Source organism: Rhodoferax saidenbachensis (assembly GCF_031457975.1).
Classification (GTDB): Bacteria; Pseudomonadota; Gammaproteobacteria; order Burkholderiales; family Burkholderiaceae_C; genus Allorhodoferax; species Allorhodoferax saidenbachensis_A.
The window spans coordinates 185347-212321 of sequence record NZ_JAVDXO010000002.1; the positions used below are offsets into that span (position 1 = coordinate 185347).

25 protein-coding genes are annotated in these 26975 nt (G+C 63.7%); 7 read left to right on the forward strand and 18 right to left on the reverse strand.

Annotated features, from left to right (window positions below):
• Positions 1-50 precede the first annotated feature (50 nt).
• From J2X15_RS05030 to J2X15_RS05040, 3 genes are read left to right on the forward strand one after another with little or no spacing between them, the layout of a single operon-like run.
• Complete coding sequence (locus J2X15_RS05030) at positions 51-1289, forward strand: glycosyltransferase family 9 protein (protein WP_310339979.1); 1239 nt, start codon at positions 51-53, stop codon at positions 1287-1289.
• Entirely contained in the window at positions 1286-1768 is a 483-nt protein-coding gene (locus J2X15_RS05035) for a GtrA family protein (RefSeq protein WP_310339980.1), read from the forward strand. Before J2X15_RS05030 ends, J2X15_RS05035 begins: the two co-directional genes overlap by 4 nt.
• 2 nt (positions 1769-1770) lie before the next feature.
• Positions 1771-3558 (forward strand): ArnT family glycosyltransferase, encoded by a 1788-nt coding sequence (locus J2X15_RS05040; RefSeq protein WP_310339981.1) that lies wholly within the window; start codon positions 1771-1773, stop codon positions 3556-3558.
• Here J2X15_RS05040 and J2X15_RS05045 read toward each other — a convergent pair whose 3' ends face one another.
• The 11 genes from J2X15_RS05045 to J2X15_RS05095 all read right to left on the reverse strand — a co-directional run bounded on the left by J2X15_RS05045 (position 3559) and on the right by J2X15_RS05095 (position 12475).
• Entirely contained in the window at positions 3559-4392 is an 834-nt protein-coding gene (locus tag J2X15_RS05045; RefSeq protein WP_310341220.1) for a shikimate dehydrogenase family protein, read from the reverse strand.
• Positions 4392-4847, reverse strand: a complete 456-nt coding sequence (gene aroQ, locus J2X15_RS05050) for a type II 3-dehydroquinate dehydratase (protein WP_310339983.1) — start codon at positions 4845-4847, stop codon at positions 4392-4394. Before aroQ ends, J2X15_RS05045 begins: the two co-directional genes overlap by 1 nt.
• A gap of 14 nt (positions 4848-4861) precedes the next feature.
• A complete protein-coding gene (locus tag J2X15_RS05055) occupies positions 4862-5866 on the reverse strand; it encodes a TRAP transporter substrate-binding protein (protein WP_310339984.1) in 1005 nt (334 codons plus the stop codon).
• Between the two features lie 37 nt (positions 5867-5903).
• Positions 5904-7181, reverse strand: coding sequence for a TRAP transporter large permease subunit (locus tag J2X15_RS05060; RefSeq protein ID WP_310339985.1), 1278 nt, complete (start codon positions 7179-7181; stop codon positions 5904-5906).
• Between the two features lie 17 nt (positions 7182-7198).
• The gene (locus J2X15_RS05065; RefSeq protein ID WP_310339986.1) at positions 7199-7717 is read right to left on the reverse strand and encodes a TRAP transporter small permease; all 519 of its coding nucleotides are present in this window, start codon (positions 7715-7717) and stop codon (positions 7199-7201) included.
• 115 nt (positions 7718-7832) lie between these two features.
• Positions 7833-8495 carry a TetR/AcrR family transcriptional regulator gene (locus tag J2X15_RS05070; protein ID WP_310339987.1) on the reverse strand — a complete coding sequence of 221 codons (663 nt, stop codon included), beginning with the start codon at positions 8493-8495 and terminating at the stop codon, positions 7833-7835.
• Between the two features lie 39 nt (positions 8496-8534).
• The gene (aroE, locus tag J2X15_RS05075; protein WP_310339989.1) at positions 8535-9356 is read right to left on the reverse strand and encodes a shikimate dehydrogenase; all 822 of its coding nucleotides are present in this window, start codon (positions 9354-9356) and stop codon (positions 8535-8537) included.
• Complete coding sequence (locus tag J2X15_RS05080; protein ID WP_310339990.1) at positions 9353-10606, reverse strand: CaiB/BaiF CoA transferase family protein; 1254 nt, start codon at positions 10604-10606, stop codon at positions 9353-9355. Before J2X15_RS05080 ends, aroE begins: the two co-directional genes overlap by 4 nt.
• Before the next feature lie 54 nt (positions 10607-10660).
• Positions 10661-11116, reverse strand: a complete 456-nt coding sequence (locus J2X15_RS05085) for a MaoC family dehydratase (RefSeq protein WP_310339991.1) — start codon at positions 11114-11116, stop codon at positions 10661-10663.
• Positions 11117-11141: 25 nt separating this feature from the next.
• Positions 11142-11546 (reverse strand): VOC family protein, encoded by a 405-nt coding sequence (locus J2X15_RS05090; RefSeq protein WP_310339993.1) that lies wholly within the window; start codon positions 11544-11546, stop codon positions 11142-11144.
• Positions 11543-12475: a ketopantoate reductase family protein gene (locus J2X15_RS05095; protein WP_310339994.1), complete on the reverse strand. Its 933-nt coding sequence runs from the start codon at positions 12473-12475 to the stop codon at positions 11543-11545. Before J2X15_RS05095 ends, J2X15_RS05090 begins: the two co-directional genes overlap by 4 nt.
• Before the next feature lie 103 nt (positions 12476-12578).
• On the opposite strand from J2X15_RS05095, the gene J2X15_RS05100 reads away from it, so the two are divergent.
• Positions 12579-13496: a LysR family transcriptional regulator gene (locus tag J2X15_RS05100; RefSeq protein ID WP_310339996.1), complete on the forward strand. Its 918-nt coding sequence runs from the start codon at positions 12579-12581 to the stop codon at positions 13494-13496.
• A gap of 64 nt (positions 13497-13560) precedes the next feature.
• Here J2X15_RS05100 and ygiD read toward each other — a convergent pair whose 3' ends face one another.
• Together ygiD and J2X15_RS05110 are read right to left on the reverse strand one after the other, a co-directional pair.
• Positions 13561-14469 carry a 4,5-DOPA-extradiol-dioxygenase gene (ygiD, locus tag J2X15_RS05105; protein ID WP_310339997.1) on the reverse strand — a complete coding sequence of 303 codons (909 nt, stop codon included), beginning with the start codon at positions 14467-14469 and terminating at the stop codon, positions 13561-13563.
• A 133-nt stretch (positions 14470-14602) separates the two neighbouring features.
• Complete coding sequence (locus J2X15_RS05110; RefSeq protein ID WP_310339999.1) at positions 14603-14938, reverse strand: RNA recognition motif domain-containing protein; 336 nt, start codon at positions 14936-14938, stop codon at positions 14603-14605.
• Between the two features lie 582 nt (positions 14939-15520).
• Here J2X15_RS05110 and J2X15_RS05115 point away from each other — a divergent pair.
• Positions 15521-16345, forward strand: a complete 825-nt coding sequence (locus J2X15_RS05115; RefSeq protein ID WP_310340000.1) for a hypothetical protein — start codon at positions 15521-15523, stop codon at positions 16343-16345.
• 10 nt (positions 16346-16355) lie between these two features.
• On the opposite strand, the gene J2X15_RS05120 is transcribed toward J2X15_RS05115, so the two are convergent.
• Together J2X15_RS05120 and J2X15_RS05125 are read right to left on the reverse strand one after the other, a co-directional pair.
• The gene (locus J2X15_RS05120) at positions 16356-17054 is read right to left on the reverse strand and encodes a hypothetical protein (RefSeq protein WP_310340001.1); all 699 of its coding nucleotides are present in this window, start codon (positions 17052-17054) and stop codon (positions 16356-16358) included.
• Entirely contained in the window at positions 17051-18220 is a 1170-nt protein-coding gene (locus tag J2X15_RS05125; RefSeq protein WP_310340002.1) for an exo-alpha-sialidase, read from the reverse strand. The genes J2X15_RS05120 and J2X15_RS05125 overlap by 4 nt, the downstream gene beginning before the upstream one ends.
• 129 nt (positions 18221-18349) lie before the next feature.
• Here J2X15_RS05125 and J2X15_RS05130 point away from each other — a divergent pair, with 129 nt between their 5' ends.
• The gene (locus J2X15_RS05130) at positions 18350-19363 is read left to right on the forward strand and encodes a pirin family protein (RefSeq protein WP_310340004.1); all 1014 of its coding nucleotides are present in this window, start codon (positions 18350-18352) and stop codon (positions 19361-19363) included.
• A 22-nt stretch (positions 19364-19385) separates the two neighbouring features.
• Here J2X15_RS05130 and J2X15_RS05135 read toward each other — a convergent pair whose 3' ends face one another.
• Entirely contained in the window at positions 19386-23078 is a 3693-nt protein-coding gene (locus J2X15_RS05135) for a DUF748 domain-containing protein (protein ID WP_310340006.1), read from the reverse strand.
• 151 nt (positions 23079-23229) lie between these two features.
• Here J2X15_RS05135 and J2X15_RS05140 point away from each other — a divergent pair, with 151 nt between their 5' ends.
• Positions 23230-23814 carry a hemerythrin domain-containing protein gene (locus J2X15_RS05140; protein WP_310340008.1) on the forward strand — a complete coding sequence of 195 codons (585 nt, stop codon included), beginning with the start codon at positions 23230-23232 and terminating at the stop codon, positions 23812-23814.
• Between the two features lie 13 nt (positions 23815-23827).
• Here J2X15_RS05140 and J2X15_RS05145 read toward each other — a convergent pair whose 3' ends face one another.
• Both J2X15_RS05145 and J2X15_RS05150 read right to left on the reverse strand, forming a co-directional pair.
• A complete protein-coding gene (locus J2X15_RS05145) occupies positions 23828-25186 on the reverse strand; it encodes a vanadium-dependent haloperoxidase (protein ID WP_310340009.1) in 1359 nt (452 codons plus the stop codon).
• The gene (locus J2X15_RS05150) at positions 25183-26811 is read right to left on the reverse strand and encodes a CRTAC1 family protein (protein ID WP_310340010.1); all 1629 of its coding nucleotides are present in this window, start codon (positions 26809-26811) and stop codon (positions 25183-25185) included. The genes J2X15_RS05145 and J2X15_RS05150 overlap by 4 nt, the downstream gene beginning before the upstream one ends.
• Positions 26812-26975: the final 164 nt, after the last annotated feature.

Consider the following 26975-nt stretch of genomic DNA (forward strand, 5'->3'; position numbering starts at 1 on the left):
CAGCCCCTGCCAGTGGCGCAGGCCTGCGCCACTGGCACAATGCCAACCCGATGAAACTCCACACACAACGATTCATAGACCGCTGGGTTGGCCAACTGCTGTGCGGCGCGGTGTCTGGCTGGGAGAAATTCAGCGGGCTCTGGAGTGCGCCGGCCCGCATGGGCAAAGCGCCGAAACATATTCTGGTGATCCTGCTCTCCGAGATGGGCAGCATCGTCTTGGCAGGCCCCATGTTTGCAGCCCTGCGCCGGCAGTACCCGGGTGCGGCCATCCACATCCTGCAACTCAAGAAGAACCAGGAAGTCTCCAAACTGCTCTCACTCACCGAGCCCCAGTACATGCACACGCTGGACGACAGCTCCGGTGGCGCGCTGATCGGTGACATCCTCAAAGTGAGCCTGGCCATGCGCAAGCTGGGCCTGGATGCGGTGATCGACTGCGAGCTGTTCTCGCGCGTGAGCGCCCTGCTCTCCTTCAGTACCGGCGCGCCGGTGCGCGCAGGCTTTACGCCGCACACGCAGGAAGGCCTGTACCGCGGCAGCTTCATTAACCACAGCATTCCGTACAACCCCTACCAGCACATCAGCAAGCAGTTCCTCTCGTTGGTCGATGCGCTGGAGTCGCCCGAAGGCATGCCGCGCAACCGCGCAGGCCCCATCCGCGAAATACCGGCGGAACCCGATCTGTCCGTCGCCTTCACGCCCGAGGAACTCGCCGCCTACCGCAGCAAGGTGGAGACCGACCACCCGGTGACCAAGGCACACCCGCTGGTGCTGGTGTATGCCGGCGGTGGCATCCTCCCCGAGCGGGCCTGGCCCGCCAGCCACTACGCCCGCGTGGTGCAGGGCCTGTGTGCTGCGGGCTATGCCGTGGGGCTGATTGGCCTCAAAGACGACGCGGTACTGGCCCGCGACCTGCAATCCCAGGTCGGCCACGCGGCCTGCATCGACCTCACTGGCTACACCAAGAGCATCCGCGAACTGCTCATGCTCATGCATGCCAGCGCCCTGCTCATCACCAATGACGGCGGGCCCAGCCACTTTGCCACCGTCACCCCCATCCAGACCATGGTGTTCTTTGGACCCGAAACCGGCAAGCTGTATGGTCCATTGGGCCAACGCACCATCATTCTCGAATCGGGCATTGCCTGCTCACCCTGCCTGACCGCCTACAACCACCGCCTGACTTTCTGCGATGGGGACAACCAGTGCCTCAAGCGCATTGCGCCCGACCCGGTGCTGGACCAGGCCCTGGCTTTTTTGCGCAGCAGCGCAGGCGCTGCAGCATGAGCACCGTGCAGCGACTGGTGCTGTGGGCCCTGGGCTGGATGGAGCGCTACCGCTACATCAAATTCGGCATCGTGGGCGCCAGCGGTACCGTGGTGAACCTGGTGGTGCTGCACCTGGGGCACGAGTTCCTGTTCAATGAACTCGAAGCTGCCTACAACAAACCCTACTTCTCCCTGGCACTGGCCATTGCCGTGGCGACGCTCAACAACTTCACCTGGAACCGGCTGTGGACCTGGTCGGACCGCGTAAAGACGCTGGAAGCCGAAGAAGCCCAACCGGTGAGCCTGCGCCTGCTGGGTTTGGAGTTTGGCCAGTACATCACGGCGTCGGCCTTCGGCAGTGGCCTGCAGTATGTGCTGACACTGCTGCTGTCGGGCAGCATGGACTACCGCGTGGCCAACATCATCGCCATCGTGGCGGCCAGCGTGAGCAACTTTCTGGCCAACGACCGCTGGACCTTCAAGCGCAACACCGACTGAGCGTGTTCAGCGGCACCATGCAGGCACACGCTTTGTCACACCGCGCCCCAACCTGGCCCTGGCTGGTACTGGTGGCTTTGGCGGCGGCCCTCTACCTCTTCGGCCTGGGCAGCTTTTATGCGCCCACCAATGGCGACGAGATGGTCTACATCCACATCGCCCGCATGACGGCTGAGAGCGGCCACTGGCTGCCACTGCAGTCCGAGCTGGTGGGCACGCGCAATACCAAGCCGCCGCTGCTGATCTGGCAGGCCATGGTGGCCGGTGGCTGGGGCCAGCACTGGAGCCTGTTCGCGCTGCGCCTGCCCAGCATCGCCTACACCTTCGCCACCACCGCCCTGCTGGCCTTCTTTGCGCACCGCATGGCACCCGCGCCCGGCAAGCTGCGCACCGCCTGCATTGCCGCGGCGCTGTACCTGCTGTTTTTCTCCACCTTCCGCTACGGCCGGGTGTACCTGACTTCCGCACCCGAGACCTTCTGGCTGGCACTGCCCATGTGGTGGCTGCTGTGGCTGCACCTGCGTGGCAGAACGGTGGCGTCCCCGGCCCACCAACTGGGCGCATGGGCCTACACGCTGATAGGAATCGCCATGGGCCTGGGCGCGGCCTACAAATCGTTTGCGCTGGTGGCGCCCACGGCGGCTGCACTCTGGTGCGCGGTGCTGCTGAGCGAACCCTGGAACTGGCGCCCCGCAGTGCGCACGACGGTGGGTGTGACCTGGAGCGCGTTGCTGGGCCTGGGCATCTTCGCACTGTGGTTTGTGCTGGACCCCAACCCCGCCGAGGTGTGGCAAGAGTTTGTGGTGGCCGAGAACGCGGGCAAGATGTCCAGCAGCCTGGGCTACTGGCAGGCCGCGCTGTACGGCGCCTACCCCATGTGGACGCAGCTGCTGGCCTACCCGGCCAATGGCGGCCTGCTCGCGTTGCCGGTGCTGGGCTTTTGCCTGCACGCGCTGGCGCGTGGCTGGCGGCCCCGGTACTACGCACACCTCAGCCCCGCACTGTGGGTGCTGTTGGCCTGGCTGGTGGTCTGGCTGGTGGTGTTCACCATCCCCAACCAGCGTTCCGAGCGCTATGTGATTCCCGCCATGCCCGCGCTGGCCATCGCCATGGCACTGCTGTGGGACCGGCTGCACCGCGTCTGGTTCGCCGCCACGCTGCTCATCACCGTGCCAGCGCTGGTCATGCTGGGCCGCATTGCCTGGGTAATGGGCAGCCTGGGCATGGCCAGCCCCACCGAAGTTGCTATGACTTTGCTAGCTGCTGGCGCAGGACTGGCGGGGGCTATCGCCGGATTTGTTCGATTTTCCTGGGTGCGCAATGCCACACTGCTGGCCTGCCTGGCAGTGCTGGGCTGCTTCACACTCATGGTGCAGCCGATCTCGGGCGATGCCGCCGGCTATAGCACCACGGTGCAAAGCCAGATGAAGGGCCAACGCCTAGCCGTGCCCAACGGCTTCACCGGCCAGTACGAGCGCTTCCACTTCGTTCTGCCCGGTGCGCGCATCACGCCCTACGACGCGGAGGGTCGCAACACCGGCGCGCTGTACCCCGAGATGCCAGCCCCGCAACGTCTGGACCGCTTGCTGAAAGAATTTGACGCCGTGGTGTGGCTACAAGACGACTTGAATGAACAACCCAGCTGCTTACCCCACTGCAGGCTGGTAGCCCAGCGCTGGCATGTCAAAAGCCGCCACAAGGACGGCGAGGTGACGCTGGACAACCTGTGGCAACCCCAGCTGTGGTTGTTCCGCCGGGAGTGGCTGCTGACCCCCGCAGCGGGCGGCTGATCAGTATTGCAGCGTAGCCACTGCCCGCAGCTCCTCGGGCGTGGTGCTGGGCAGGCCAAAGAACTCCAGGTAGGCCGGGATCTGCTCGAACAGCATGTCCGAGCCCACCTGTACCCTGCAACCCCGAGCGATGGCCGCTGCCAGAAAGGCGGTGGTCTCGGTCTTCATGACCACTTCACCCACAAAGGTGCTGGGCGAGAGGCGCGTCACGTCCAGTGGCATGGCGTCGCCCTCGTTCATACCCAGAGGCGTGGCGTTCACCACCAGGTCGAAGCCCACTGGGTCAGTGGAACCGGTCAGCACCTCCAACTGCGGGTAGTGCTGGCGCAGGCGGGCAGCCAGGCCATCGGCTGCGGCGGCATTCACGTCAAACACGGCCAGTGCCGACAGCCCTTCGGCAGCCAGCGACGCGGCGATGGCCGACCCCACACCCCCACTGCCCACCACCAGCGCACGTGCGCCTTGCAGCTTCAGTCCCTTGCGCAACACCCCGCGCACAAAGCCGGCACCGTCAAACATATCGCCCTGCAACTGGCCCTGGGGGCCCAGGCGCACCGCGTTGCAAGCGCCGGCAATGGCGGCCGTGGGCGACAGTTCGTCCACCAACCCCGTAGTGGGCACTTTGTGCGGCATGGTGATCAGCGCGCCACGGATGTTGGAGAGCTTGAATACGCTGCGCAGAAACTCGGCGTAATCGGGGCTCTTGCAGCCCATGGGGACCACCACCACGTTGGCCCCGGCTTTCTCAAACCAGGGGTTGTAAATCATGGGCGCCTTGAAGGCATGCGTGGGAAAGCCCAGGTGGGCAATAACTTCGGTATTGCCGTTGATGATCATGGTTGTGCTGCCTTGGCCGCCTGTGCGGCGTTGACGCCGGCGCGCAAGGCCAGCAAATAGCTGTCCGCACCAAAGCCGGCAATCTGGCCTTTGACGATGTCGGCGAACACCGACTTGTGGCGAAACGCTTCGCGTGCATGGATGTTGGACATGTGCAGCTCCACGACGGGGCAGGTCAGAATGGCCAGCGCATCGCGGATGCCGTAGCTGTAATGGGTCCACGCCCCTGCGTTGATGAGCACCGCATCCACCTGCTCGGTAAAGCCCTGGTGGATGCGCTCACACATCTCTTGCTCGCTATTGGTCTGAAAGGTCTGCACCTGAACGCCCAACTCCGCACCCAGCACATGCAAGCTGGTATTGATTTCATCCAGCGTGGTGGTGCCGTACTGTGCGGGGTCCCGCTTGCCGAACATATTGTGGTTAATGCCGTGCAGCATCAGAACGTTCATGGTGGTCCTTGTGCTTACTTGCGCAGCTTGGCCAGCTCGGCCTGCACTTCGGCGACCACGGGGCCCACCAATGCGCTGTGTTTGTCGATCACGGGCTTCATCTTTTCACGCAGCTTGGCGACTTCGGCAGCAGGCAGCGCAGAGATGGTCATGCCGTTTTTCTTCAACAGCTCCAGGTTGGCGGCCACGGAGGCCCGCGCCGCTTCGCGCTGGCTCTTGGTGGCTTCATCGGCAGAGTCGTCAATGATCTTTTTCTCGGCGGGGCTCAGGCTGTCCCAGATCTTCTTGCTGAAGATTACCGATTGCGGGTTGTACTGGTGGTTGGTCAACGCGACGTTCTTTTGCACTTCCCAGAACTTGTTGGCGGCGATTACGGAGATCGGGTTTTCCTGACCGTCAATGGCGCCCTGCTCCAGCGCGGCATACACCTCGGTGAATGGCAGAGGCGTGGGGTTGCCTCCCAGAGCCTTCACCCAATCCACGTTGATGGCGTTGGGAATCACGCGCAGCTTCAGGCCTGCAATGTCATCCACCTTGGTGATGGCTTTCTTGCCGGTGGTGATGTTGCGAAAGCCCAGCTCCCAGTACGACAGGCCCACAATGCCCTTGTCAGCCAGGGCCGCGTGCATCTTCTGGCCAATCGGGCCGTCCACAATGGCGTCCGCCTCTTTCTCGTTGTTGAACAGGAAGGGGAAATCAAACACCTCCAGCGCCTTCACTTCGCTAGCCAGAATGCCGGAATTCATCACCGCCATTTCCACAGTGCCGCCCTTCACCGCCGACAAAGTAGCCTGGTCGCTGCCCAGTGCCCCGTTCAGGAACAACTGCACCTTCATCTTGCCGCCGGACTTGGCAGCCACGGCCTCGGCAAACTTCTTCATGCCAGCCACGGCGGGGTGGCCCTCGGGGCCATTGAGGCCGAACTTGAGCGTGCGCTCCTTGATGTCCTGAGCCGACACCAGGCCCATGACCGCCAACGCGGCGCAAGCCACTACCGATTTAATGAACAGTCGTTTCATAGTTGTCTCCTGAATAAAAGTAAGAACGGGAACGCAATCAATAGAACCAGCGCGCGGGCACCATCACCAGCTGCGGGAACGCCACCATGAGGAACATGATCAGGAACTGGGCGATCATGAAAGGCACGACGCCCTTGGTCACCTCGTCCATGCTGACCTTGCCCACACCAGCCACCGCATTGAGCACCGTGCCCACAGGCGGCGTGATGAGGCCAATGGCGTTGTTGATGATGAAGAGCACACCGAAGTACACCGGGTCAATGCCCGCGGCCTTCACCACCGGCATCAGCACCGGGGTCAGCAGCAGAATGGTGGGCGTCATGTCCAGCGCCGTGCCCACCACCATGGTCAGCACCATGATGGCCAGCATCAGCATCTTGGGGCTGTCCAATAGCGGCTGCAGCAGCGACACCACCTGTCCAGGCAAATCCGCCACCGTGATCAGCCACGCAGACACCATAGCCGCCGCAACCAGGAACATCACCACCGCACTGGTCTTGGCCGCCATGACAAACAGCGGCACCAGCTTCTTGAAATTGAGCTCACGGTAAATCACTGTGGACACAAACAGCGAGTACACCGCGGCCACTACGGCAGCCTCAGTCGGCGTAAAGATGCCAAACTTCAGGCCGAACACAATGATGAAGGGCAGCACCAGCGCCCAGGTCGCCAGGCGCAAGGATTCCAGCACTTCAGCGGCAGACTTGCGGGGTGGAGGCACCACGACTTCCTTGCGCACCAGCCACCACCAGGTCGCCACCAGCGACAGCGCCAGCCACACGCCCGGGAAAATGCCGGCCATGAAGAGCTTGGAAATAGACACGTTGGCCGCCACCCCAAACACCACAAAACCAATGCTGGGCGGGATGATGGGGGCGATGATGCCGGCCGACGCAATGAGACCGGCCGAGCGGGCCTTGTCGTGGCCGGCCGCCACCATCATCGGCAGCAGCAAAGCCGTCAGCGCCGCAGCGTCAGCCACCGCAGAGCCCGACAGCGAGGCCATGATCACCGCGGCCACGATGGTCACATAACCCAGACCGCCTTTGACGTGGCCCACCAGCGCCATGGCGAAGTTCACGATGCGGCGCGACAGGCCACCGGCATTCATGATCTCGCCGGCCAGCATGAAGAACGGCACGGCCAGCAGCGGAAAGCTGTTGGATCCCTCGAGCAGATTTTGCGCGAGGATTTGCGCGTCGAACATATTGAGGTGCCACATCAGCGCAGCACCGCACAACAGCAGAGAGAAGGCGATGGGTACACCCAGAGCCATGGCAGCCATCAAGGAGCCCAGAAAAACAATAATCGTCATGTCAAATACTCTTGGGATCAGTGGGCGGCTTCTTCGGATTCCTGAATCAGCATCAGGTCTTGGTCGGCAATCTGGCCGGTGAGCAGGCGAAACAGCTCCAGCGCCAGGATGGGAAAGCTCAGCAGCGAGAACACCATGCCGCCAGCGTAAAACCAGCCCATGGACACCTCCATCACCGGGCTCTCGGAATCCTTGTTGACCATGAACTGGTCGTAGGTGCCCTTGAAGATCAGCCACAGGCAAACGAGCATCAGCACTAGCGAGATGCCCATGAACACACGTTTTCCCTTGGGGCCAAACTTGCTCACCAGCATGTCGGTGCCCAAGTGGGCGTTGTCGCGCAACGCAATCACCGCACCCATAAATGTCACCCAGACAAACAGCCAGCGCGACAGCTCTTCGGACACCGTAAAGCCCGAGTTGAATGCGTAGCGCATGAACACATTGCCGAACACCAGCACCACCATGACCGCCAGGGCGGCGGCAATCAGGTAGCCAATGACTTGGCAGTACCCGTCAATGATTTTTTTGACCACGTATGTCTCCAAATGTTCGCGTCTTGTTAATGTACGAACTAGTTAGTTTTTTAATGCGCGGGTTTTCCCTAGACCTGCTGCGCATAGCAGGGAAAGCTGTTATGCCGAAAATGAATTACTTGCGCACAAATCGCACCACCATCTCGGTGATGCTGGCGCGGCGCGCGGCAGACTGCGCGTTGTGCGCCTTGTCCTTGAAGATCAGCCCGAAGGTGTGGCGGTTGGAGACGTTGAAAAACGTCAGCGCCGAGATGGAGGCATGGATGTCCACCGGATCCAGCCCCGGGCGAAACACGCCCTGCTGCACCCCCCGGTCGTACAGCTGGCGAATCGCCTGGATGGCGGGCACATTGAGCTCCTGGATGGTCTTGCTCTGCGCCAAGTAGGCGCCCTGCTCGATGTTCTCGTTCATTACCAGACGGATGTAGTCCTCGTGGTCCGCATGGTGGTCGAAGGTGAACTCCACCAAGCGGCGCAACGCCGCCTCGGGCTCCAGGTCTTCCAGGTGCTGCTTGGCCTCGATCTGCCGCATGCGCCGGTACTGGTCCTCCAGCACCGCCACGTACAGCCCCTCTTTGCTGCCGTAGTAGTAGTAAATCATGCGCTTGCTGGTGTGCGTGGCCTCGGCGATCGCATCGATGCGCGCGCCGCTCAAGCCCTTGGCCGCAAACTCCTTGGTCGCCACCGCCAAGATGCCGGCCATCGTGCGCGCCGGGTCGTTGGTGCGCGCTTTGGCTGGGGCTTTGGGGGTTCCCGCGGAATGTACTGACTGGTTCATTCCACAAGTATAGGAGGCTGCGCTGGGCCATGGCAGTCCTCAGGCCAGTGGAACCGTCAGCGCCCGGATCACGATCGCAGTGCCCGGTCGCACGCCGCGCCACCAGGCAAAAGCTTCGGCCGCCTGCTCAGCCAGCATGCCCACGCCGTCGGCCAGCTGCGGAGCACCCGCGTTTTGGGCCAGCCGCAAGAAGGGGGTGAGGCCTTTGCCATACGCCAACTCATACGCCAGACAGGCCTCTGCAAACACCTCGGCCGGCACCGGCGGCAACTCGGCGCGCAGACTCGCGGAGGTCGCGTTGAACACCACGTCAAACCGCTGGCCTGCCAGATCCAGGTAGTGACAGGCTTGCACCCGACCCTTGGCCGCCCCGATCTGCGCCAACTCGTCTGCCTTATAGCGCGTGCGATTGGCGATCACCAGCAAGGCAGGTTCCTCGGCCAGAAATGGGAGCAAGGCCCCGCGCGCCGCACCGCCTGCGCCCAGCATCAGCACATGCTTGCCTTTCAGGGCCACTTGCAGGTTATGCGTCACGTCACGCACCAACCCGACTCCATCAAAGTTCTCTGCGATCACGTGCTCGCCTTCGAACTTCATGGCATTGGCGGCCCCCGCCAGCTTGGCCCGCTCGGAGTGCTCCGTGGCATAGGCATATGCGTCCAGTTTGAAGGGTGCGGTGATGTTCAGCCCAAGCCCACCGCTGGCACGAAAGGCGTCCACCGTCTCCGCGAACTGGCCCAACGGGCCTTCAATCTTGGTGTAGTCAATGTCCTGGTCCGTGGCCGCGGCAAAGCTGCTGTGGATAAAGGGGGATTTGCTAAACCCAATCGGGTTACCGATCACGGCGTATTGGTCCGTCATGCAGCACCTCCCGAGTGGCTGAACAAGACGCCATCAGCCTGCATGGCCGCAATATCGGCCTCAACAAAGCCCAGGCTGGCGGCGATCTCCGCGTTGTGCTGGCCCAGGTCGGGCGCCACCTGGGTGATGCTGGTGTCGCAGCCCGAAAAATGAAACGGCAGATTGGGCAGCCGGATCTTGCCGATGACCGGATGGTCCTGCTCCACCACCATGCCGCGCGCCTGGATCTGCGGGTCCGCCAGCACCTCGTCAATGCGCTGCACCTTGGCGCTGGGTACGTCAATGCTGTCGAGCAAAGCCAGCACTTCGCGCACGGAGCGCGCAGCCACCCACGGCTTCACCACCGCCAGAATCTCCAGCCGCTGGGCGTTGCGGCCCGTGTTGGTGTGAAAGCGTGCATCCGCACCAAAGCCTGTAGGGCCGCCATGCGTTTCCACCAAGGCGGCAAAACGCTTCCACGCATCGTCCACCTGTGCAGCAATCACCAGGTCGCCATCATTGGCGCGGAACACGCCGTAAAGCGTACTGTTGGGCATATCGTGCCCGGTCTGCACCGGCACCTCTTTGCCGCCGGAGAGTGTGTAGCACTGCACCGCGTATTCGTGCATGGAGACCAGCGTGTCATACAGCGCCATGTCGATGTGCTGGCCCTTGCCACTCTTCACCCGGCCCAAGAGAGCGGCATTGATGGCAGCCACCGCGTGGATGCCGGTGTACATATCGCCCAGCGAGATGCGCAACAGCGGTGGTGCTTCGCCGGGGTTGCCCACCATCTGCATGATGCCGCTCTTGGCTTCGGCAATCAGGCCGAAACCCGCGCGGTGCGCGTCCGGCCCGGTGTGGCCGTAGGCGGAGATGGAGCAGTACACCAGACCTGGGTTGCGCTCGGCCAGCGCGGCATAACCCAGGCCCAGCTTATCCAGCGCGCCGGGGCGGTAGTTCTCGATGAATACGTCGGCGCTGTCCACCAGCTTTTGCATCAGCGCGCGGCCACGTGCGTCTTTGGTGTTCACGCACAGGCCTTTCTTGCCCATGTTCTGCTGCAAAAAATAGCCGCTGTAGGCGTGGTCGTCGCCCACAAACCAGGCGTGTTGGCGGCCCGCGTCGCCAGTGCCGGGTCGCTCCACCTTGATCACCTCGGCCCCCATGGCAGCCAGGCAGCGGCCCACATAGGGCCCCGCCAGAAAGTGGCTGTAGTCGATGACGCGGATGCCTTCCAAAGGACGCGCTTGCTGAGAATTGTGAGTCATATTGGCCTCTAGCCCCCGTGTTTATTGCGCGAGCAGCTATCAAATAAGTAGCAATTAAAAGGAACCGGGGCGGCGCGGAATCATCAGGCGGTGCTCGCCCTTTTGCACCACATCACCGTTCTGGTTGATGAGTTCGCTGGGCAGGATGACGATGCCCCAGCCCGGGCGGCTCTTGGAGGCGCGCAGGCCGCTGACAGTGAACTGGACGTGCAACACGTCATTCACCTTGATAGGCAGCACAAAGTCCCAGGTCCAACCCAGCGACATGCCGGGTAGAAAGCGGTAGTCGCTTTGCGTCTTCAACCCATCGGCAATCGACAGGCCAAACAGGCCATGCGCCACGATGCAGCCAAAGTGGCTGGCGTTGGCATAGGCCTCGTCCACGTGCACGGGCGTGTGGTCGCCCGTCAGGTCGGCGTAGGCCAGGATGCGTTCTTTGGTGACGGTGTAGCGGGGGCTGATGCAGACGTCGCCATCGCGGGCATCGTCCCAGTATTTTTCGGGGCTCATCGGGGTTCCTTTTGAATGCAATCTTTCAGGCGCGCGGGTTGATAGACAGGGCCTGCGCCACGGTGCCAGCGCTGGCCTGGATGAATTCCACCGCCAGACCATCGGGCAGGCGCAGCCAGTTGCGGCCCTGTGGCATCTCGGTCACGCCAAAGGCTTGGGCGGCTTGCAGCGCGTACTCCAGGTCTTCGCACATCACGCCGATGTGGCCCAGTCGGCCTTCAGGCGCGCTGTGGTCGGGCTTGGCCATGAACTGCATGCCGCCCAGCGTCCAGTACTGCACGGGGTCTTCTACAGTGCCCTGCACTTCGCGCATGGTCATGCCGCACACGGTGTGAAAGAACCGGATGTGCCACTGGATGTCTTTCACCCAGATGGCCACATGCTCCACATAGGCGCGGGGGATGGATGAGGCGGGAGAGTTCGTGTTCATGGAGCTTCTTTCAGAGCGCGCTCGATGCCCTTGATACAGGCCACCAGCGTGGCATTCACCGGCGTGGGCACACCCAGGGCGGCGCCGCGTTCGACCACGGCGCCGTTGATAAAGTCGATTTCGGTGGGCGAGCCTTTTTCCAGGCTCTGCAGCATCGAGGCTTTGAATGCGTAGGGCAGCCCGGCCGCTGCTTTGCGCCAGGCGTCCACGCCGTGCTGGTAGCTCAGGGTGATGCCGCTGGCACGGGCCACGGCCATGGCCTCTTCCACCGCAGCCACTGCACAGGCCTCTACCTGCGGCTCCTGGTACAGCGCGCCATACGGCAAACGGGTAATGCCGCTGAGTGCGCCGGTGGCCACGTTGATGAGCAGCTTGTCCCAGATGGTGCCCATGATGTCTTCACACACTTGGGTGCGCAGGCCCGCGGCGTTGAACACTGCCGCAATGCGGTCAGCCCGCGACGAACCCTTGGCCTGCAGCTCGCCAATCAACGTCTCTTTGCCCTGGGTGCCGGCCACTACCACACCGGGGGCCACCAGCACGCCCCCCACATAGGTTTTGCCGGCCAGCACGCGCTCTGCACCCACCAGTTCGGCTAATACGTCCTCGTGGCCCAGACCGTTTTGCAGAGACAGCACCACGGTGTCCGGCCCCACCAAGTTCAGCCCGCCCAGCATGGCACTGCGGGTGTCAAAAGATTTGACCAACACAATGACCAGGTCCATCACGTCCAGGCCCTCGCAGCGAGTGGCGGCATGCACGCCCACCCGCGTATCAACGCCACCCTCGCGCAAGATCAGGCCCTGGCTCAAAATCGCATGGACCTGCTCCACACGGCGGTTAATCAGGGTGACATCCGCCCCGGCACGCGCGAGGGTGCCGCCTATGGCGCAGCCCAACGAACCGGCACCCAACACTGCAATTCTCAAATCGCTCTCCTTGCTTGGGAGCGAATGTAGGCAGCGCAGCCCCTATCGTCTATGCAATACATAAAATAGATTGCATTGCATATTTTTATAAAGGGGTGCGACCATGGACACTGCGCACGAGACCACCGAGCTGCTGGACACCAAGCTATTGCGACTGCTGGACCTGCTCTACAGCACCGGCAGTGTGACCCGCGCCGCCGAGCTGTTGGGGCAAAGCCAGCCCACTGTCAGTATCTGGTTGGCCAAGCTGCGCGAGGCCTTGCACGACCCACTCTTCGTGCGTACACCGGCAGGCATGCAAGCTACGCCGCGTGCACAGGCGCTGATCGAGCCCACGCGCCAGGCGCTGGCCGCGCTGCGGCAAATATCGGAATGGCAGCCAGACTTCAACCCCGCCACGGCACAGCGCAAGTTCCGTATCTGCATGACCGACGCCAGCCACATCACCCTGCTGCCACAACTGCTCGCCCATGTGCGCGCCGCAGCCCCGCAGGTGGCGCTGGAAGCCACACGCATCGATGCGGACACGGCCCGCCTGCTGACAGCGGGCGAAGCCGACCTGGCTGTGGGCCTGATACCGGATCTGGAAACCGGCTTTTACCAACAAACGCTGTTTGAACAGCAGTGGGTGTGCCTGGCCAACGCGCGCCACCCGCGCATTGGCAAAACCCTCACCCTCAAGCAATACCAGGCCGAGGCCCATGCCGCCATCGCCTCAGGTACGGGCAGTGGCTTGCTGGCCGCGGCACTCAAGCGCCAACAGATCGAGCGCAAGGTGATTCTGGAAATTCCCGGCTTTTTAGGCCTGCCCGCCATCCTCTCCACGACCGACCTGATCGCCACGCTGCCGCGCCAGATCGGCGAGACGCTGGCCAAGGTCACTGGCTTGGCGGTGCACACCTGCCCGGTGCCCATTCCCGGCTTCACCGTGAAGCAGCACTGGCATGCCCGCTACCACCATGACCCTGCGAATCGCTGGCTGCGTGGGGTCTGTTCTGCGCTGTTCTTACAAAATAAATAGCCTTCTAGCCCCCGTAAACATTGCGCCAACAGCTCCTTATTTCATAGCAATCGCAGACAAAGGCTTAACCCCACAGTACCGAGCGCATGGAAATGGACGCCGACTGGAAGCCCGTATTGAAGAAGCGCGGCATCTCGCTGGAGCGCGCAGCACCCGCCGCGTAGAGCAGCGGCAGGTAGTGGTCGTGGGAGGGGTGGGCCTGCTGCGCCACAGCGCCCAGCGACTGGAAGTTTTGCAGTGCGTCCAGCTGCCCCTTCTTGATCTGGTTTTGCACCACGGCGTCAAATTCGGTGGCCCAGTCGTAGGCCTCGTTGGCGGCGGTGCCGTCGCGCGTGGCGCGCAGGTTGTGCACGATGTTGCCGCTGCCCACGATCAATACCCCACGCTCACGCAGCGCCTGCAACTGTCGGCCCAGCGCGTAATGCTCGGTCGGCGCGCGGCTGTAATCCATGCTGAGTTGCAGCACAGGAATATCCGCTTTGGGAAACATGGGCTTGAGCACCGACCAGGTGCCATGGTCAAAACCCCATTGCTGGGTGTCCACCCCCAGTGCCGCCCCCGTGGCGGGCGACTTAAGTGCGCTGGCCAAGCTGCGTGCCACCGCAGGCGCACCGGGCGCGGGGTACTGCTGGTCCATCAATGCCTGGGGGAAGCCGCCAAAGTCGTGAATGGTTTTGGGGCTTGCCATGCCCGTGAACTGCCAGCCGGGCGTGAGCCAGTGGGCCGAAACGCACAGAATGAGCTGCGGCCGCACGCCGCGTGCCAGCAACTCGGTGCCCATGGCCTGCCAGCTGCGCCGCCAGGCGTTGTCCTCGATCGCGTTCATCGGGCTGCCATGCCCCACAAACAGCACCGGCATGCGCGGCGAGGGTTTGAGCGCCTGCAGCAGGGGCTGACTAGCGGCGCTGGCCAGCGAGGTGGTGATGAGGCTGGGGAGTGCGGCCAGAGCGGCCAGGGTGCTTCTGCGTTGCATGGGTGGATGGAGCACGGCCAACGGGCGAAGTTCCCGCATCGGCACATCTTGCCCATCCAACGGCCTTGCGCAGACGCAAAAAAGCCGACCCGAGGTCGGCTTTTCTTAGCGAGAGCTAATGCGAGGTTAGCGCTTAGTAGCGGTTGCCACCGCCGTAACCACCACCGCCACCTTCGCGACGGCCACCGCCACCGCCACCACCAAAACCGCCGGTGCGGGGTTCCATGGGACGGGCTTCGTTGACGACCATGTCACGGCCATCCACGTTTTTGCCATTCATGCCGCTGATAGCCGCTTGGGCTTCTGCGTCGCTGGACATTTCCACAAAGCCGAAGCCCTTGGAGCGGCCGCTGTCGCGGTCCATCATGACCTTGGCCGACGACACGGTGCCGAAGTCGGAGAAGTTTTGGTTCAGGGATTGGTCATCTACCGAGTAGGAGAGATTGCCGACGTAAAGTTTCTTGCCCATGGTGGGATCTTTCAAAAGGCGCCGGCAGTTTCAATGAACCGCGCGACGCAGGGGGAATGACGGTCTTGGTTAAAAACCATCGCATGCTGGAAGACCAAAGTCTCTGCGCCGGAAGTGCATCCGGTGCTCGGGCTCAGGTCAGGAATTTTGGTAAGGAGGAAAAATAAAACCGGAGTAAAGCTCGCCGCTGGGGGAGTTTGACAACCGGAGGGGCCGAGATGATCGGCCAAAAAGGTGCGGAGGCGGCGCAAGGCGTGCCGCAGACCGTGTCAGACTGCAGACGCTACAAAGGTAAGCAAATTGCAGCGTCACCCGCGATTTTACCCTTGATCCGGTGGGCAGCCCGGATTACTTGTGTACGCGGCCATGAAATCACCCGTTTGGGGGATACCGGAATCTCGCGGCACCCCCTAGACTACCGAGCGCTCACGCATGCGCTCGCCTCTGAGCATGTAGTCCGCAGCATTCGCTGGAACACTACGTTCCATCACCCAAAACGGAACGTCAGCCCAGGCGATGGAAACCCCTTGCCATCGATGTTGAATTCATTTTTTTCAAACTTCTACACAGTCACAACACCACATGACCAGGTCCCTCACTTTCTTCTTCGGCATTTTTATCGGGCTTGTCGCCCAGTTCACCCAAGCAGCGGATCTATTTCCCAAAGGTGTGTCGCGCTCTTTTCAGCGTCTGGATACCTTGGAAGACGACGCAACCATCGGTGGCTACGCGATGTACCAAGGTGGCAGGACCTGGAAAACTCTGGCCATCCAGGACCAGACCAACAACATGAACATCCGAATTGGCACGGCCCAATTTGTCAGCCCTGTGGGGAATAACTTCTTTGCCGAAATGCGCGTTGTCGCAAGCCTCTCGGGCGCAGAGGAATACGGCTACTTCTCTGCCGACGTTTGCAGCCCTGCCAAAGCGCATCTGTTCGTTTCCAAGAAAGCGGGTGGCACGATGGACAACTGCCTCACGATTGATCCCTATGCCGCCAATATTGGAGGCCGCGATCTCGTGACGTTGGTCGTCAACGTTCGAAATTCCCAGAGCAACTGGCGGCTGTACGACACAACGATCTACCTCAATCTTGCCTATCTTGGCTATACAAACACCACGATTTCTGACTGGAGCGCCACCGCCGTTGCCAACGACGCAGGCAAGGGAAAACTCATAGAGAAAGTGGGAAGCTGGGCCAAGCAACTGCAAGATGGCGTGAATACCGCGATTGCCTACCGCAAGCCGCAAGACGCGTTTGCTTCGGTGCCTCCGCTGAGTAGCCTCATGGTATGGGACGAAACTGCGCTGAAAGCCCCGTCCCAAAGCAGGAACGCCGGCAGCAGCTATGTTTTCTGCGAAAGTTCAAAAACGATGGTCCTGGAAGGAGCCAAAGACTGCCCCTAAAAAGGCAAATTCAGTAGCGCCGCAACACCACCCGCACCAGATAGCCATGCAGCCCCAGCCAGAGCCAGGGGTCCAACACGGCGTCCCACACGTTGCCGGTGGGCAGGCGCAGCGCCACAAAGGCCACCACGGCCAGCGGCACGGCCCAGGCCACGGGCCGGCTACCGACCTGGGTGCTGGACAGCACCAGCCCCAGGCTCACCCAGGCCACCAGCGCCACCGCCAGCGGGCTAAAGCCCAAGGCGTACAACGAGACGGGCAAAGACAACAGCGCAAAAGAATCCAGCAACAGTGCCCAGCCCAGCAGCACGCCAACAAACGCCAGCGGTGCTAGCCCCCGCGTGGGTTGTGGCGCGCGGCGCGTGGCCCAGGGCGGCGCGGGTTTGCGCAGGCACCGCAACAGCAAGCGCGTGCTTAGCAGTACCAGCACCAGGCTGGGCTGCTGGAAAGCCAGCCCCAGCCAGTAGGCCGGTGACCAGGGATCGGGCAACCACATGCTAGCCAGCAGCACCGCAGCCACCGTGAGGAAGGCGGCGCGGTGCGGTTGCCACCACCCCACCAGTACACAGCCCAGCCAGGCCAAAACCATGCCCCAGCCCACATGCAGCCACAGCTGCGTCAGCCCCAGGGCAGGCAGGCTGGGCGTGTCAGTGGCCACCATGGCGGTGGCCAAATGCAGCAATCCGCTCCATAGGCTGTCCGGGCTCATGGCTTGCCTCCGGGGGTGGGGGCAAAGCGTTGCCAGGCCAGGCGTTGCCGGTCCACGGTGTAGCTCACCCACAGGTTGCCATCGGCCCAGGCCAGCGCTGGGTAGGAAAACTCGGCTTCGCCAGCGCCCTTCTCCAGTGTCTGCAGCAGGGTCCAGTGCACGCCATCGGCGCTGTGGCTCAGGTCGAGCTGGGCGCGCGTGCCGGGGGAAGAGTTGTGTGCCAACAGTAGTTGCCCCGGTGCCAGCGCCAGGCCGCCCACGGAGGCGTCGGGGTTGTCCAGCGCCAGATCCGGCAGGTCGTTCCAATGCCTGCCGCCATCCTCCGTTTGCGCGGCCAGTACCTTGCCCTGCGCACGTTCGTCGCGCAGCAGCGCCAACCACTGCGTAGGCGTTTTCGCCAGCAGCGTAGGTTGCAGCGCGTAGGGCCGTGACGACATCCGCACCATGCCCTTGAAATTGCCATCAGCGTCAAAGCGCAGGGCCGCCGGGTACTTGATGCCAAGTTCGAAATGCACGGGCAACACCATGCCCCCATCGGCCAGTGGCAGCGGCGCATTGCGCACCAGGTAGCTGGTATTCCACAACCAGGACAGCGGCAGTACACCTACGGGCTCAAAACTCAGGTCAGACAAACCTTGTTGCGCGCTGCTCTGGCGCAAGTGCAGCACGCGACTGGCGGCCCAGCCGCCCCAGCCCGTGGCCACCACAAACAAATGGATGCGGCCCTGGCCATCGCGCCAGGCCACAGGGTTACCCAGGCGGCGCAGGCCAAACCCGATGTCATCCCCCATGCTGTGGCGGTTCACCACAAAGCGCGGGGGCGACCAGGCCTGCGTGGCGCGGTCCCACTGCGAAGCGGCAATCTGCACCAACGGCCCACTCTCGCGCTCGCCGGAAAACCAGAACACCGTGAGTGCGGACGAACTGTCGGGCGGCATCACGAGCAGGCTGCTGGCATGGGCTGCCTCGGTACCCACCGGCATGGGAATAAGCCCCTGCGCCACGCGGTGGAGGCTGGCCGCCACAGGGACCACGCCGGTCGCTGCGGGCAGCACGGCCTGCGCGACACCCGGCATGGGGGGTCGCTGCACCAGCTCGGCGGCCAGCACCGCCGCAGCGATGGCCAAGGCACCCAGCCCGCGGAAAAAACGCGATGAAAACAACATCCGCCGATCTTAGTGGCAGGGATGTGGGCATTCTGCAAGGCGTCGGCAAAAAGCCGCGCGGCCAGAGACAATGGCAGTCTTCCTGCCGTCTCAAACCATTCTCGACGCCTTTCACCTGGGGTTCTCTGCATGTCCACCATCCTCTCCGTCGCACCGCTGGGTTTTCCCTGGCAAACGATCGACCCATTTTTGTTCTGCGTGCACCACAACGATGCCTACCCGGCAGGTGACGCCAATATGGCGCCCCAAGCCTCATTGGCCGGCCGCAATATTGGACAAGACTTTGCCGGCAAGGACGGCTGGAGCATGTACCACGGTGACACGGTGCCGGGCTTTCCCTCGCACCCGCACCGTGGGTTTGAGACGGTCACCATCGTGCGCCGCGGGCTGATCGACCATTCCGACTCGCTGGGCGCCACCGCGCGCTTTGGCGGCGGCGATGTGCAGTGGCTGACCGCCGGCAAAGGCATCGTGCACTGCGAGATGTTCCCGCTAGTCCACGCCGACCAGCCCAACCCTACCGAGCTGTTCCAGATCTGGCTCAACCTGCCCGCCAAAAGCAAGATGGTGGAACCGCACTTCACCATGTTCTGGCACGAAAGCATTCCCCGCACCACGGCCATCGATGCGAACGGCCGCACGACCGAGGTGGTCTGCATTGCCGGCACGCTGGGCGACCAGCGCGGTCTGCCGCCCCCTCCCGACTCTTGGGCCAGCGAGGCCGACAGCGACCTGGCCATCTACACCATCAAGCTGAGCCCCGGTGCCAGCTGGACCCTGCCCGGCGCAACCCACGCAGCCACGCGGCGCCAACTGTATTTCTTCCAGGGCAACACGCTCACCGTGGCGGGCGAGTCGGTGCCCGTCAAGTCCGTTCTGGAAGTGCGTGCGACCGACGATTGCACGTTGGTGAATGGTGATGTGGAAAGCGAACTGCTGGTGCTGCAGGGCCGCCCGATTGGCGAGCCCGTGGCGCAGTACGGCCCGTTTGTAATGAACACCCAGCAGGAGATTCATCAGGCCTTTGCCGACTACCGCCGCACCGAGTTCGGCGGCTGGCCCTGGGGTGCCAACGACCCCGTGCACCCGCGCGACCAAGGCCGCTTTGCCAAGCACGCGGATGGCAAGGTGGAAGAGCGCTAAAAGCGCGGGGCCTGCCTCATGTTCACTGCATCGTGAGATTCAGCTCGGCCTGGGGCTTGGCGTCCGCGGCATGGCCAGTCGTCTTGATGGCGCCCAGGAACAGGCGCTCGGTTGGCACCTTCTGGGTGGCGAGGTAATCCTTCACCACCACGCTGCGCTGCAGCGCCAGCTCGCGGATGGTGTCGTCGGTGACCGTGATGTTGGCCAGCAGCAGCGCCTCCATATCGGGCACCTCGATGTCTTTGGTGAGGCCCACCAGGTTGCGCGGCTTGGTGATGTCGGCGCGGCGGTACACGGCGCGCAGCAGCACCGGCATTTCTTCGGCGGTGTAACTGTTCACGGCCGCCGCGTCCTGGCCCTGGCCGCTGGCGCGGCGGCGCTTTTCAGCCAGCAATAAGCCCTTGAGTTTCTCGCGCTTAACGGCTTCTCGCTCGGCCTCCAGCTGGGCCTGGCCCACCACCGTGAGCTTGAGTGCGGGGCGCTCCACCAACGCCTTGGCCACCTTGTCCAGCCCGGTGCGTGCGGCATCACTCAGGGCACCACTGCCCGGCGCAAACGCCACGGTGCTGAGCTCGGCACTGCCGCCACCACCCAACGCATTGGCCAGCAGACTGAACGGCGAGGTGATGGCCTTGACCACCAGGTTGGTGATGACCTTCCAGATGACCGGACCGATGCGGAACTGCGGGTCGTTCAACGAGCCGCTGATGGGCAGGTCCAGGTCGATCACGCCGTTGCGGTCGGCCAGCAGGGCCACCGCCAGTTTCACGGGCAGGCTGTTGGGCGCGCCCTCCACCTTGTCGCCAAAGCTCAGTTGGTTCAGCACCAGCTTGTTGCTGGCGGTGAGCTGGCCATCAGGTTGCACCGCATAGTGCACGTCCACACTGAGCTTGCCGCGCTCGATGCCGTAGCCCGCGTACTTCACGGCATAGGGCGAGAGCGGGGGCAACTCCAGGTCACGGACCTTGCCTGCAATATCCAGCGCCAGCGGTTTGGCCAGCGGGTTGAGCTTGCCGGTGATCTCGAGCGAGGCGGTGCCCTCAGCGCGGCCCCGCAGCTCCAGATCGGCCAGCCGCACCGCGCCATTGCTGGGCTGGCTGGAGAACTGGCTGAGCTTGCCGGTCAGGTCGCTCAGGTCGGCCGTGTAGTTGGGCTGGATAAAGCGGTCAGAGAACAGCACCTTGCCATTGACCACGCTGATGGGGCCCATGGTGACGATGGCGTCTGGCGCCGCGCTGGGTCCCGGTGCCGCGGGGCCGGTGCTTGCGGCCGCATCGGCCTGTGCAGGCGTCTTCATCAGGTCCTGCAGATTCAGGCGCCCCGTGGGGCTGACGATCAGGCGGGCATAAAAATCGGACAGCGCCGCTTCACGCACGCTGACGCGCGTGGCCGCACCGGGCACCATGGCCAGGTCGATACCGGGCACGTTGAGCGCCTTCCAGCTCAGCAGCTCTTCGGCAATGCCGCCGCTGGGGCCCTGCACGGTATTGGCGCGGAAGTCTTCGAGTTGGGCATCACCCTTGAGCGCCACCTCGGGCCCCTTGGGCGTGCTGGCAAAGCGCAACTGCCCCTTGAAGCTGGCGTCTGCGCGCAGCACGTCCAGATTGATCTGCTCGGCAAAGTACGGCACCAGCGCATGCAGCGGCAGCTCCAGCAGCTCCACACTGCCCTGCGCCTGCACCGGGTCCCAGGCGGCGGTGCCTTGGTAGCGCAGGCTGCCGGCCTCGGCCTGGCCGGACTTCATATGCGCACTCAGCGTTACCGGCACCGGTTTTTTGCCATCCAGCTGCGCGTCTTTTACCAACAGGTTCAGGGCCGACAGCTCCAGCCGCACCGGGCGAGCATGGGTGCGGTCGGAGAACACGGCGCTGGCGTCCTGCACACTGAGTTCACCCAGTGCCACCTTCCAGGGCACGGCAGGCGCCGCGGACTTGTCTGCGGGGGCGGCCGGTGCGGGTGTGGCCGCCGGCTTGAGCCAGCTTTGGAACATCCACTGCCCATCCGCATCCCGCCGTATGCCGGTGCTGGCACGGGCCAGCAGCACTTTGCCCACACGGGCGGTACGCGCCGCGGGGTCGGCCTGCACGTCGGTGATTTCCAGCAGCTTGAACTGCGGCAGGTCGGACGACGAAGGGCCGTTCACGCCACGGGCCGTGCCATCGCCTGCCGCGGGCTTGCTGGCCACCAGACCCGCATCGCGCACAACCAGGCGCTGCGCAGTAGCCTTGACTTGGTCACCCTGCCAGCTGGCGCCCAGCTGGGCGTCCAGCAGGCCGCGCACACCTGGCTCCAGAAACTGGGCCGTATAGGGCGCGGCCAGCGCCAGGGGCAGGTCGCTCACCGTGGCCTGGGCACTGCCCTGCTGCAGCGTGCCGTCCAACTTGAAGCCCAGGCGGGCCGATGTGCCCTTGCCTGGCAGCGTGGCCGAGCCTTCGGCGGTCACCGGCTTGTCCATGGGCCACTGCAGACTCTGGGCGGTAAACGCCACGTCTGCCAGTGCCAGCTTGGCGGCGGGCTGGGTTCGCTGGTCCAGCCAGTCCACGGTGCCGCCCGTCAGGGCCAGCTGCTCCAGTTGCAAGGTCCAGGGCGCTGGGGTGGCTGCGGCAGGTGATTGCGCATCTTTTTGGCCTGTAGCCCCCGTGGAATCTGCGCGAGCAGCTCCTTTTTTAGGAGCAACGGCTGCAGGCGTGGCAGACGCCAGGTCCAGATTCAGGTGGCCGTTGCGGGCGCGCACCACCTGCAGACGCGGGTTGGTGATGGTCAGGGCTGAGAGCTTGACGATCTGCTCCAGCGGGCGCACGTCGGCCAGCTCGGTGCGCACGGTGTCCGCTGCCAGCAGCGGCGCGCCGGCCGCGTCATTCACAGCCAACTGGCTGACCGTCACCACGCCCGACAGGCTTACCGCCGTTTGGGGCGTCTGCACAAAACCGATCTTGAGCTCGGCGTCCACCACCGCGCTCTGCGGCTTGACCGGCAGGCTGGCGGGCAGGTAGGCCAGGTAGGGCTTGAGGTCCAACTGGCTGACTTTAATCTGTGCCTCGCCCTTGCGGGCCTGGGCAAACGGCGTGCCTTCGGCCGCCGTGTCAAACGCGCTGCCGTTGAGCACAAAAGCCAGGCGCGGCGAGACCAGCACATCGCGCTGCGAATCAAAGTTGCTTAAAAAGGGAACGCTGAGCTGCAGGTCGCGCAGCGTGTGCTGGCGCGGCTGGCCCTGCAGGCTCTGGTCCGCATAGTCCACGCTGCCGCCGCTCAGGGTGACGTTGTAGACCGCAAAGCGCGGCAGCGGACCGGGCGGCGTGTCCGACGGGGCGCTCAGGCGCTGCAGGATGTCGTCAATGTCATAGCGGCCATCACCCAGGTGGGTGAGCTGCAGCGTGGGGCCCTCCACCGCGACCGCGTCCACCACGGGTGCCAGGCGCAGCACCGACTGCAGCTCGGCATCCACATAAATGCGTGCCACGCTGAACTGGGGACCACTGCCGTCGGCCTTGGCCACGGCCAGGTCGCGCAGCGTAAGCTCCAATGACCACGGCGCAAAGTCCACCGCCCCTACGGTGACGGTGCGGCCCAGCAGCGCCGACAGGCGGGTTTGCGCCTGGCTTTTGAGCAACGGAGGCACGGCCAGCCACGCCAGGACCCAGAGCAGCACCAGTGCTGCGGCCGTCCAGGCCAGTCGGCGCAACCAGGTGAGGGTACGGGGAGAAAAAGAGGTCATGGCACAACGGTTCCTAAAGGCTTGGACACGGCACCACCGTGCCCAGCCACGATGGTAACGGGCCGCCACGACAACCACAGCCATTGACCTGCATCAAGTGCACAGGCCACCTGCCGTGGGAAGCTTGCGCTGCCCACTCCGGAGACCCGCCATGCCCCAGAACAGCCTGCAAACCATCAAAGACGAACACGCGGCCCTGCGCGCCATGCTGCAATCGCTGCTGCTCATGCTGGACCGCGGACCGGGTGACGAACCAGAGTGCTTTTTTGACGTGCTGCGCGCCATGCTGTTCTATATCGACGAGTTTCCCGAAAAGTTGCACCACCCCAAGGAGTCCGACCTGCTGTTTCCCCGCGTGGCGCGGCTGGCGCCGCAGACTATGGAAGTGATCGTGCAACTGGAGCAGGACCACGCCCACAGCGAAGCCGCGGTGCGCGAGCTGCAGCACCTGCTGCTGGCCTGGGAATTGGTGGGCGACAGCCGCCACGCCGCCTTTGATACCGCCGTGCGTCGCTATGTGGCGGCCTACCTGACCCACATGAAGCTCGAAGAAACTGCCATCCTGCCTGTGGCACAGGCGGTGCTGGGCGAGGCAGACTGGGCCGCGCTGGACGCCGCCTTTGCCACCAACTGCGACCCGCTGACGGGCAAGCAACCGCGCGACCCGATCTACGACCGCCTGTTCACCCGCATCGTCATGCACGCACCCGCCCCCATTGGCGTGGGCGAGGGCTGAACACCGCGCCGCACTACCGCACCAACTTGAGCCCCAGCACCTGCTGGGCCACGCAGCGCCCCTGCACCTTGCCCCCTTCAATGCCGCTGCGGAAGTGGATGCCCGCGTACATCCGCGAAATGGCCGCCTCGTCGGCCGCCACACGGAAGCTGGCAAAGGTGCGCGGGCCCCAGCCCCGGTCGTTGTGGGTGTTGTCGGTAAACGGTTTGTTCGCCCCAAACGCATCGTCCAGAATGCCAGCTGCGGCGCTGGACTGCACCGAGTGGCCCGAGGGGTACTCGGGAAACGGTGGCGTGTGCATCAGCGTGGGCACCCAGTTGCTGTCGATCACCAACTGCACATAGGTCACCGGTCGCAACAGGCTCACCGTGTACTTGGTCTTCCAGCCCGCAATGAAGGCGTCAGCCATGGCCATGTTCAGGCGCACCAGGGTTTGGGCGGCCTGGGCCAGGCTGGCCTTTTGCTGCTTGAGCAGATCGTTGGCAATGTAGAGCCAGTGACCTGCCGGTGTAGGAGTCTTGAGCGGGTCATCCGCCCAGTACAGGGCGACTTGGCGTTGCTCTTGCGTGGCCTTGTTGCTGACCTGGTAGACCTCGTTCGCCTCTTTGTAGAAAGCCGAGCCGGGGCTTTCGGAATAAGGCGGGGGCATGGGTGCGGCGCAAGCGCTGCTGGTCTTGAGCACAAAAGGCCGCACATCGCCCCACCAGGGCAAGAGCGCAGGCGCAAATGCCGGGGGTGTGGCCGACCATTGACCTTCGCCGCTCGGGGGCACGTAGTTTTGCTGGCTGCGGCGCAGCGGGCCCCAGGCCTCGTGCCCGCCGTCGGTGCGGGCCCAGGTCATGATGGCCATGGCCATGAGCTTGCCGAAGGTCTCCGAGCGGTTGGTGATCTCGGGCGTGACCGTGTTGGGGTCAAAATCCTGGCTGTACTTGAGCGGCAGGCTGCGTTCCAGCAGGTCGATGCGGGCGCGGTTTTCGGCGCTGGCCGTGGGGAACATCATGCGTGTCATTGTGGCCAGCGAGGCATTGGCCACGGTGGGCCAGTGCAGCACCTCGTCGGGTTGCGCCCAGGGCAAGGACTGCAGCTCGTTGAGCTGGCCCGCCAGGCTCTGGTTCTGCGGCATGCCGGGCACCACCGATTCATACAGAGCCAGCCCCAGGTAGGCAAAGGCCCGCGACGCGACGGGCGGGCTGAAGCCCGGCGTCTGCTGGGTCAGCAGCAGCGCCAGGCTGAACCATTCGTTGGCCACGCTAGCGCTGTAGGCACTGGCCGGGCGGGCTTCGGGCGCGGCCTGCTGGGCATGCACGGGCAATAGCGCGCTGGTCCAGGCGCAGGCCCAGGCCAGGCCCAGGGAGAGCAATCGGTGTTTCATGGGGCTTTCCAGTTCACGAGGCCTTGGGGGCTGAGGGTATAGAAGGCGTCCGCCTTGGCGGGCATCCAGTCGCTCCAGCCGCCGTGCGGCCACTGCACGCGCAGTTGGGCGTTAGCCGCGCTACCCAGGCCAAAGTGCATCCAGCCCAGGTGGCCACTGGCGTGGCCACCACCCACGGTGAGCTCCTGCCGGACCACGCGCGCAGTTTCTCCTTCACCCAACCTCACCTCGACCCAGGCGCCAATGGCATCGCGGTTGCCATCGGGCTGTTGCAGGCGCAGCTGCAACCAGTGGCTGGCCTCGGCTGGGGCTCCGCTGCTGGTTTGACGCCACACCTGCGCCTTGTCCCAGCGGTTCACCACCAGCACGTCCAGCAGGCCATCGCCATTCAAATCCACCACCATGCCGCCGCGCCCGCGCTTGAAGCTGGCCAGGCCCGCCTGGCTGCCTGCTTCCACAAAGTTGCCGTCGGTTTTTTGCAGCAGCAGGTTGTTGGGGTCCAGCGTCGCAAAATCAGGCATGGTGGACACATTGCCCTTGACCACAAACAGGTCCGTCAAGCCGTCGTTGTTCATGTCGGCAAACTGCGCGTGCCAGGCGGTGCTGGGGTGCACGTCGCCGCCCACATAGGGCCGGTGCGCGGTCACGCCGCGCTTGAACGCCATGTCGGTGAAGCGCGGCTGGGCGGCGCCAGCTTCCAGTGTTTGCAACTTGTTGTCGGACATGCTGGTCAGAAACACGTCCGGGTAGCCATCGCCGTTGAGGTCGTGGCTGGCAATGCCCATGCCCCAGATCTGCAGCGGCTTCCAGCCCTGGGCGGCGGTGTAGAGCGTGGGCGCGGCACCTGCGGGCATCTGCCAGAGCTGCTCTTCGCCGCCTTTGTAGTACTCGCGGTCATTGCTCACCCGCAGCGCGGCCGTGCCTGAGCGGTTCCAGTCCGAGAACAGCATGGACAGCGCGCAGTGGCCCGGCACCAGCGGTGTGGCTTGCTGGTAACCGCCGCCCTCTTTGGGCCGCAGCAGCAGGCCGGGTGTGCAACTACCCCAGGGAAACTCGGGTTTGCTACGGTCCGTGTAGGTGCCTATGGCCAGCGTGGGCCAGCGCTGGCCCTGCTCCCAGGTGGCAGAAAACGCGGTGTGCCAGCCGTTGCCGGTGTGGATGGACCAGGCATCGTTGGCTTTCTCGAACTTGCATTGGCCCAGGCCCTTGAACACCTGCACCTCGCCCACGCGCAGCACCACCAGGTCAATCTGGCCATCGCCATCGATGTCCAGCGGGTAGGCGCCAATGGCGTTGGTCAGCTCCAGGCCCGAACGCTCCTCCTGCAGCTTGAGCGCGCCACCACGGGCGCTGCGGTTGCGCAGAAACTTGGCCTTGTTGACGCCGGCGGTGACATAGACCTCGGGCAGGCCATCGCCGTCGCAATCGAAGGTGGCGACGCCGCCGCCCACCATGTACTCGCCCTCGCCTTCAAAACGGCTTTGCAGGCCGGCCGCGTCCGTCTCTTCGACAAAACGGGGCGTGGCAGGGACTGACATATCGGCCGCCCAGGCCCAGGGGACCAGGCACAGCCCCACCATGACACCGCGCACCGCGGGCCGGGAAATCCAATCCAGAGGGTGCACGCGGGAATCCTTTGTGAAAAATGAAAGAACGTGGTGATCTTATTAAGTTTGATGATTAAACTATGTCGGGTTTATCCCTATTCGCACCGCCGTCGAAGTCCCGAACAATTAGTTTGTCGTCCTTACTAAATGCACCGTGCTGCATTTATGGCAGCACGATGGCT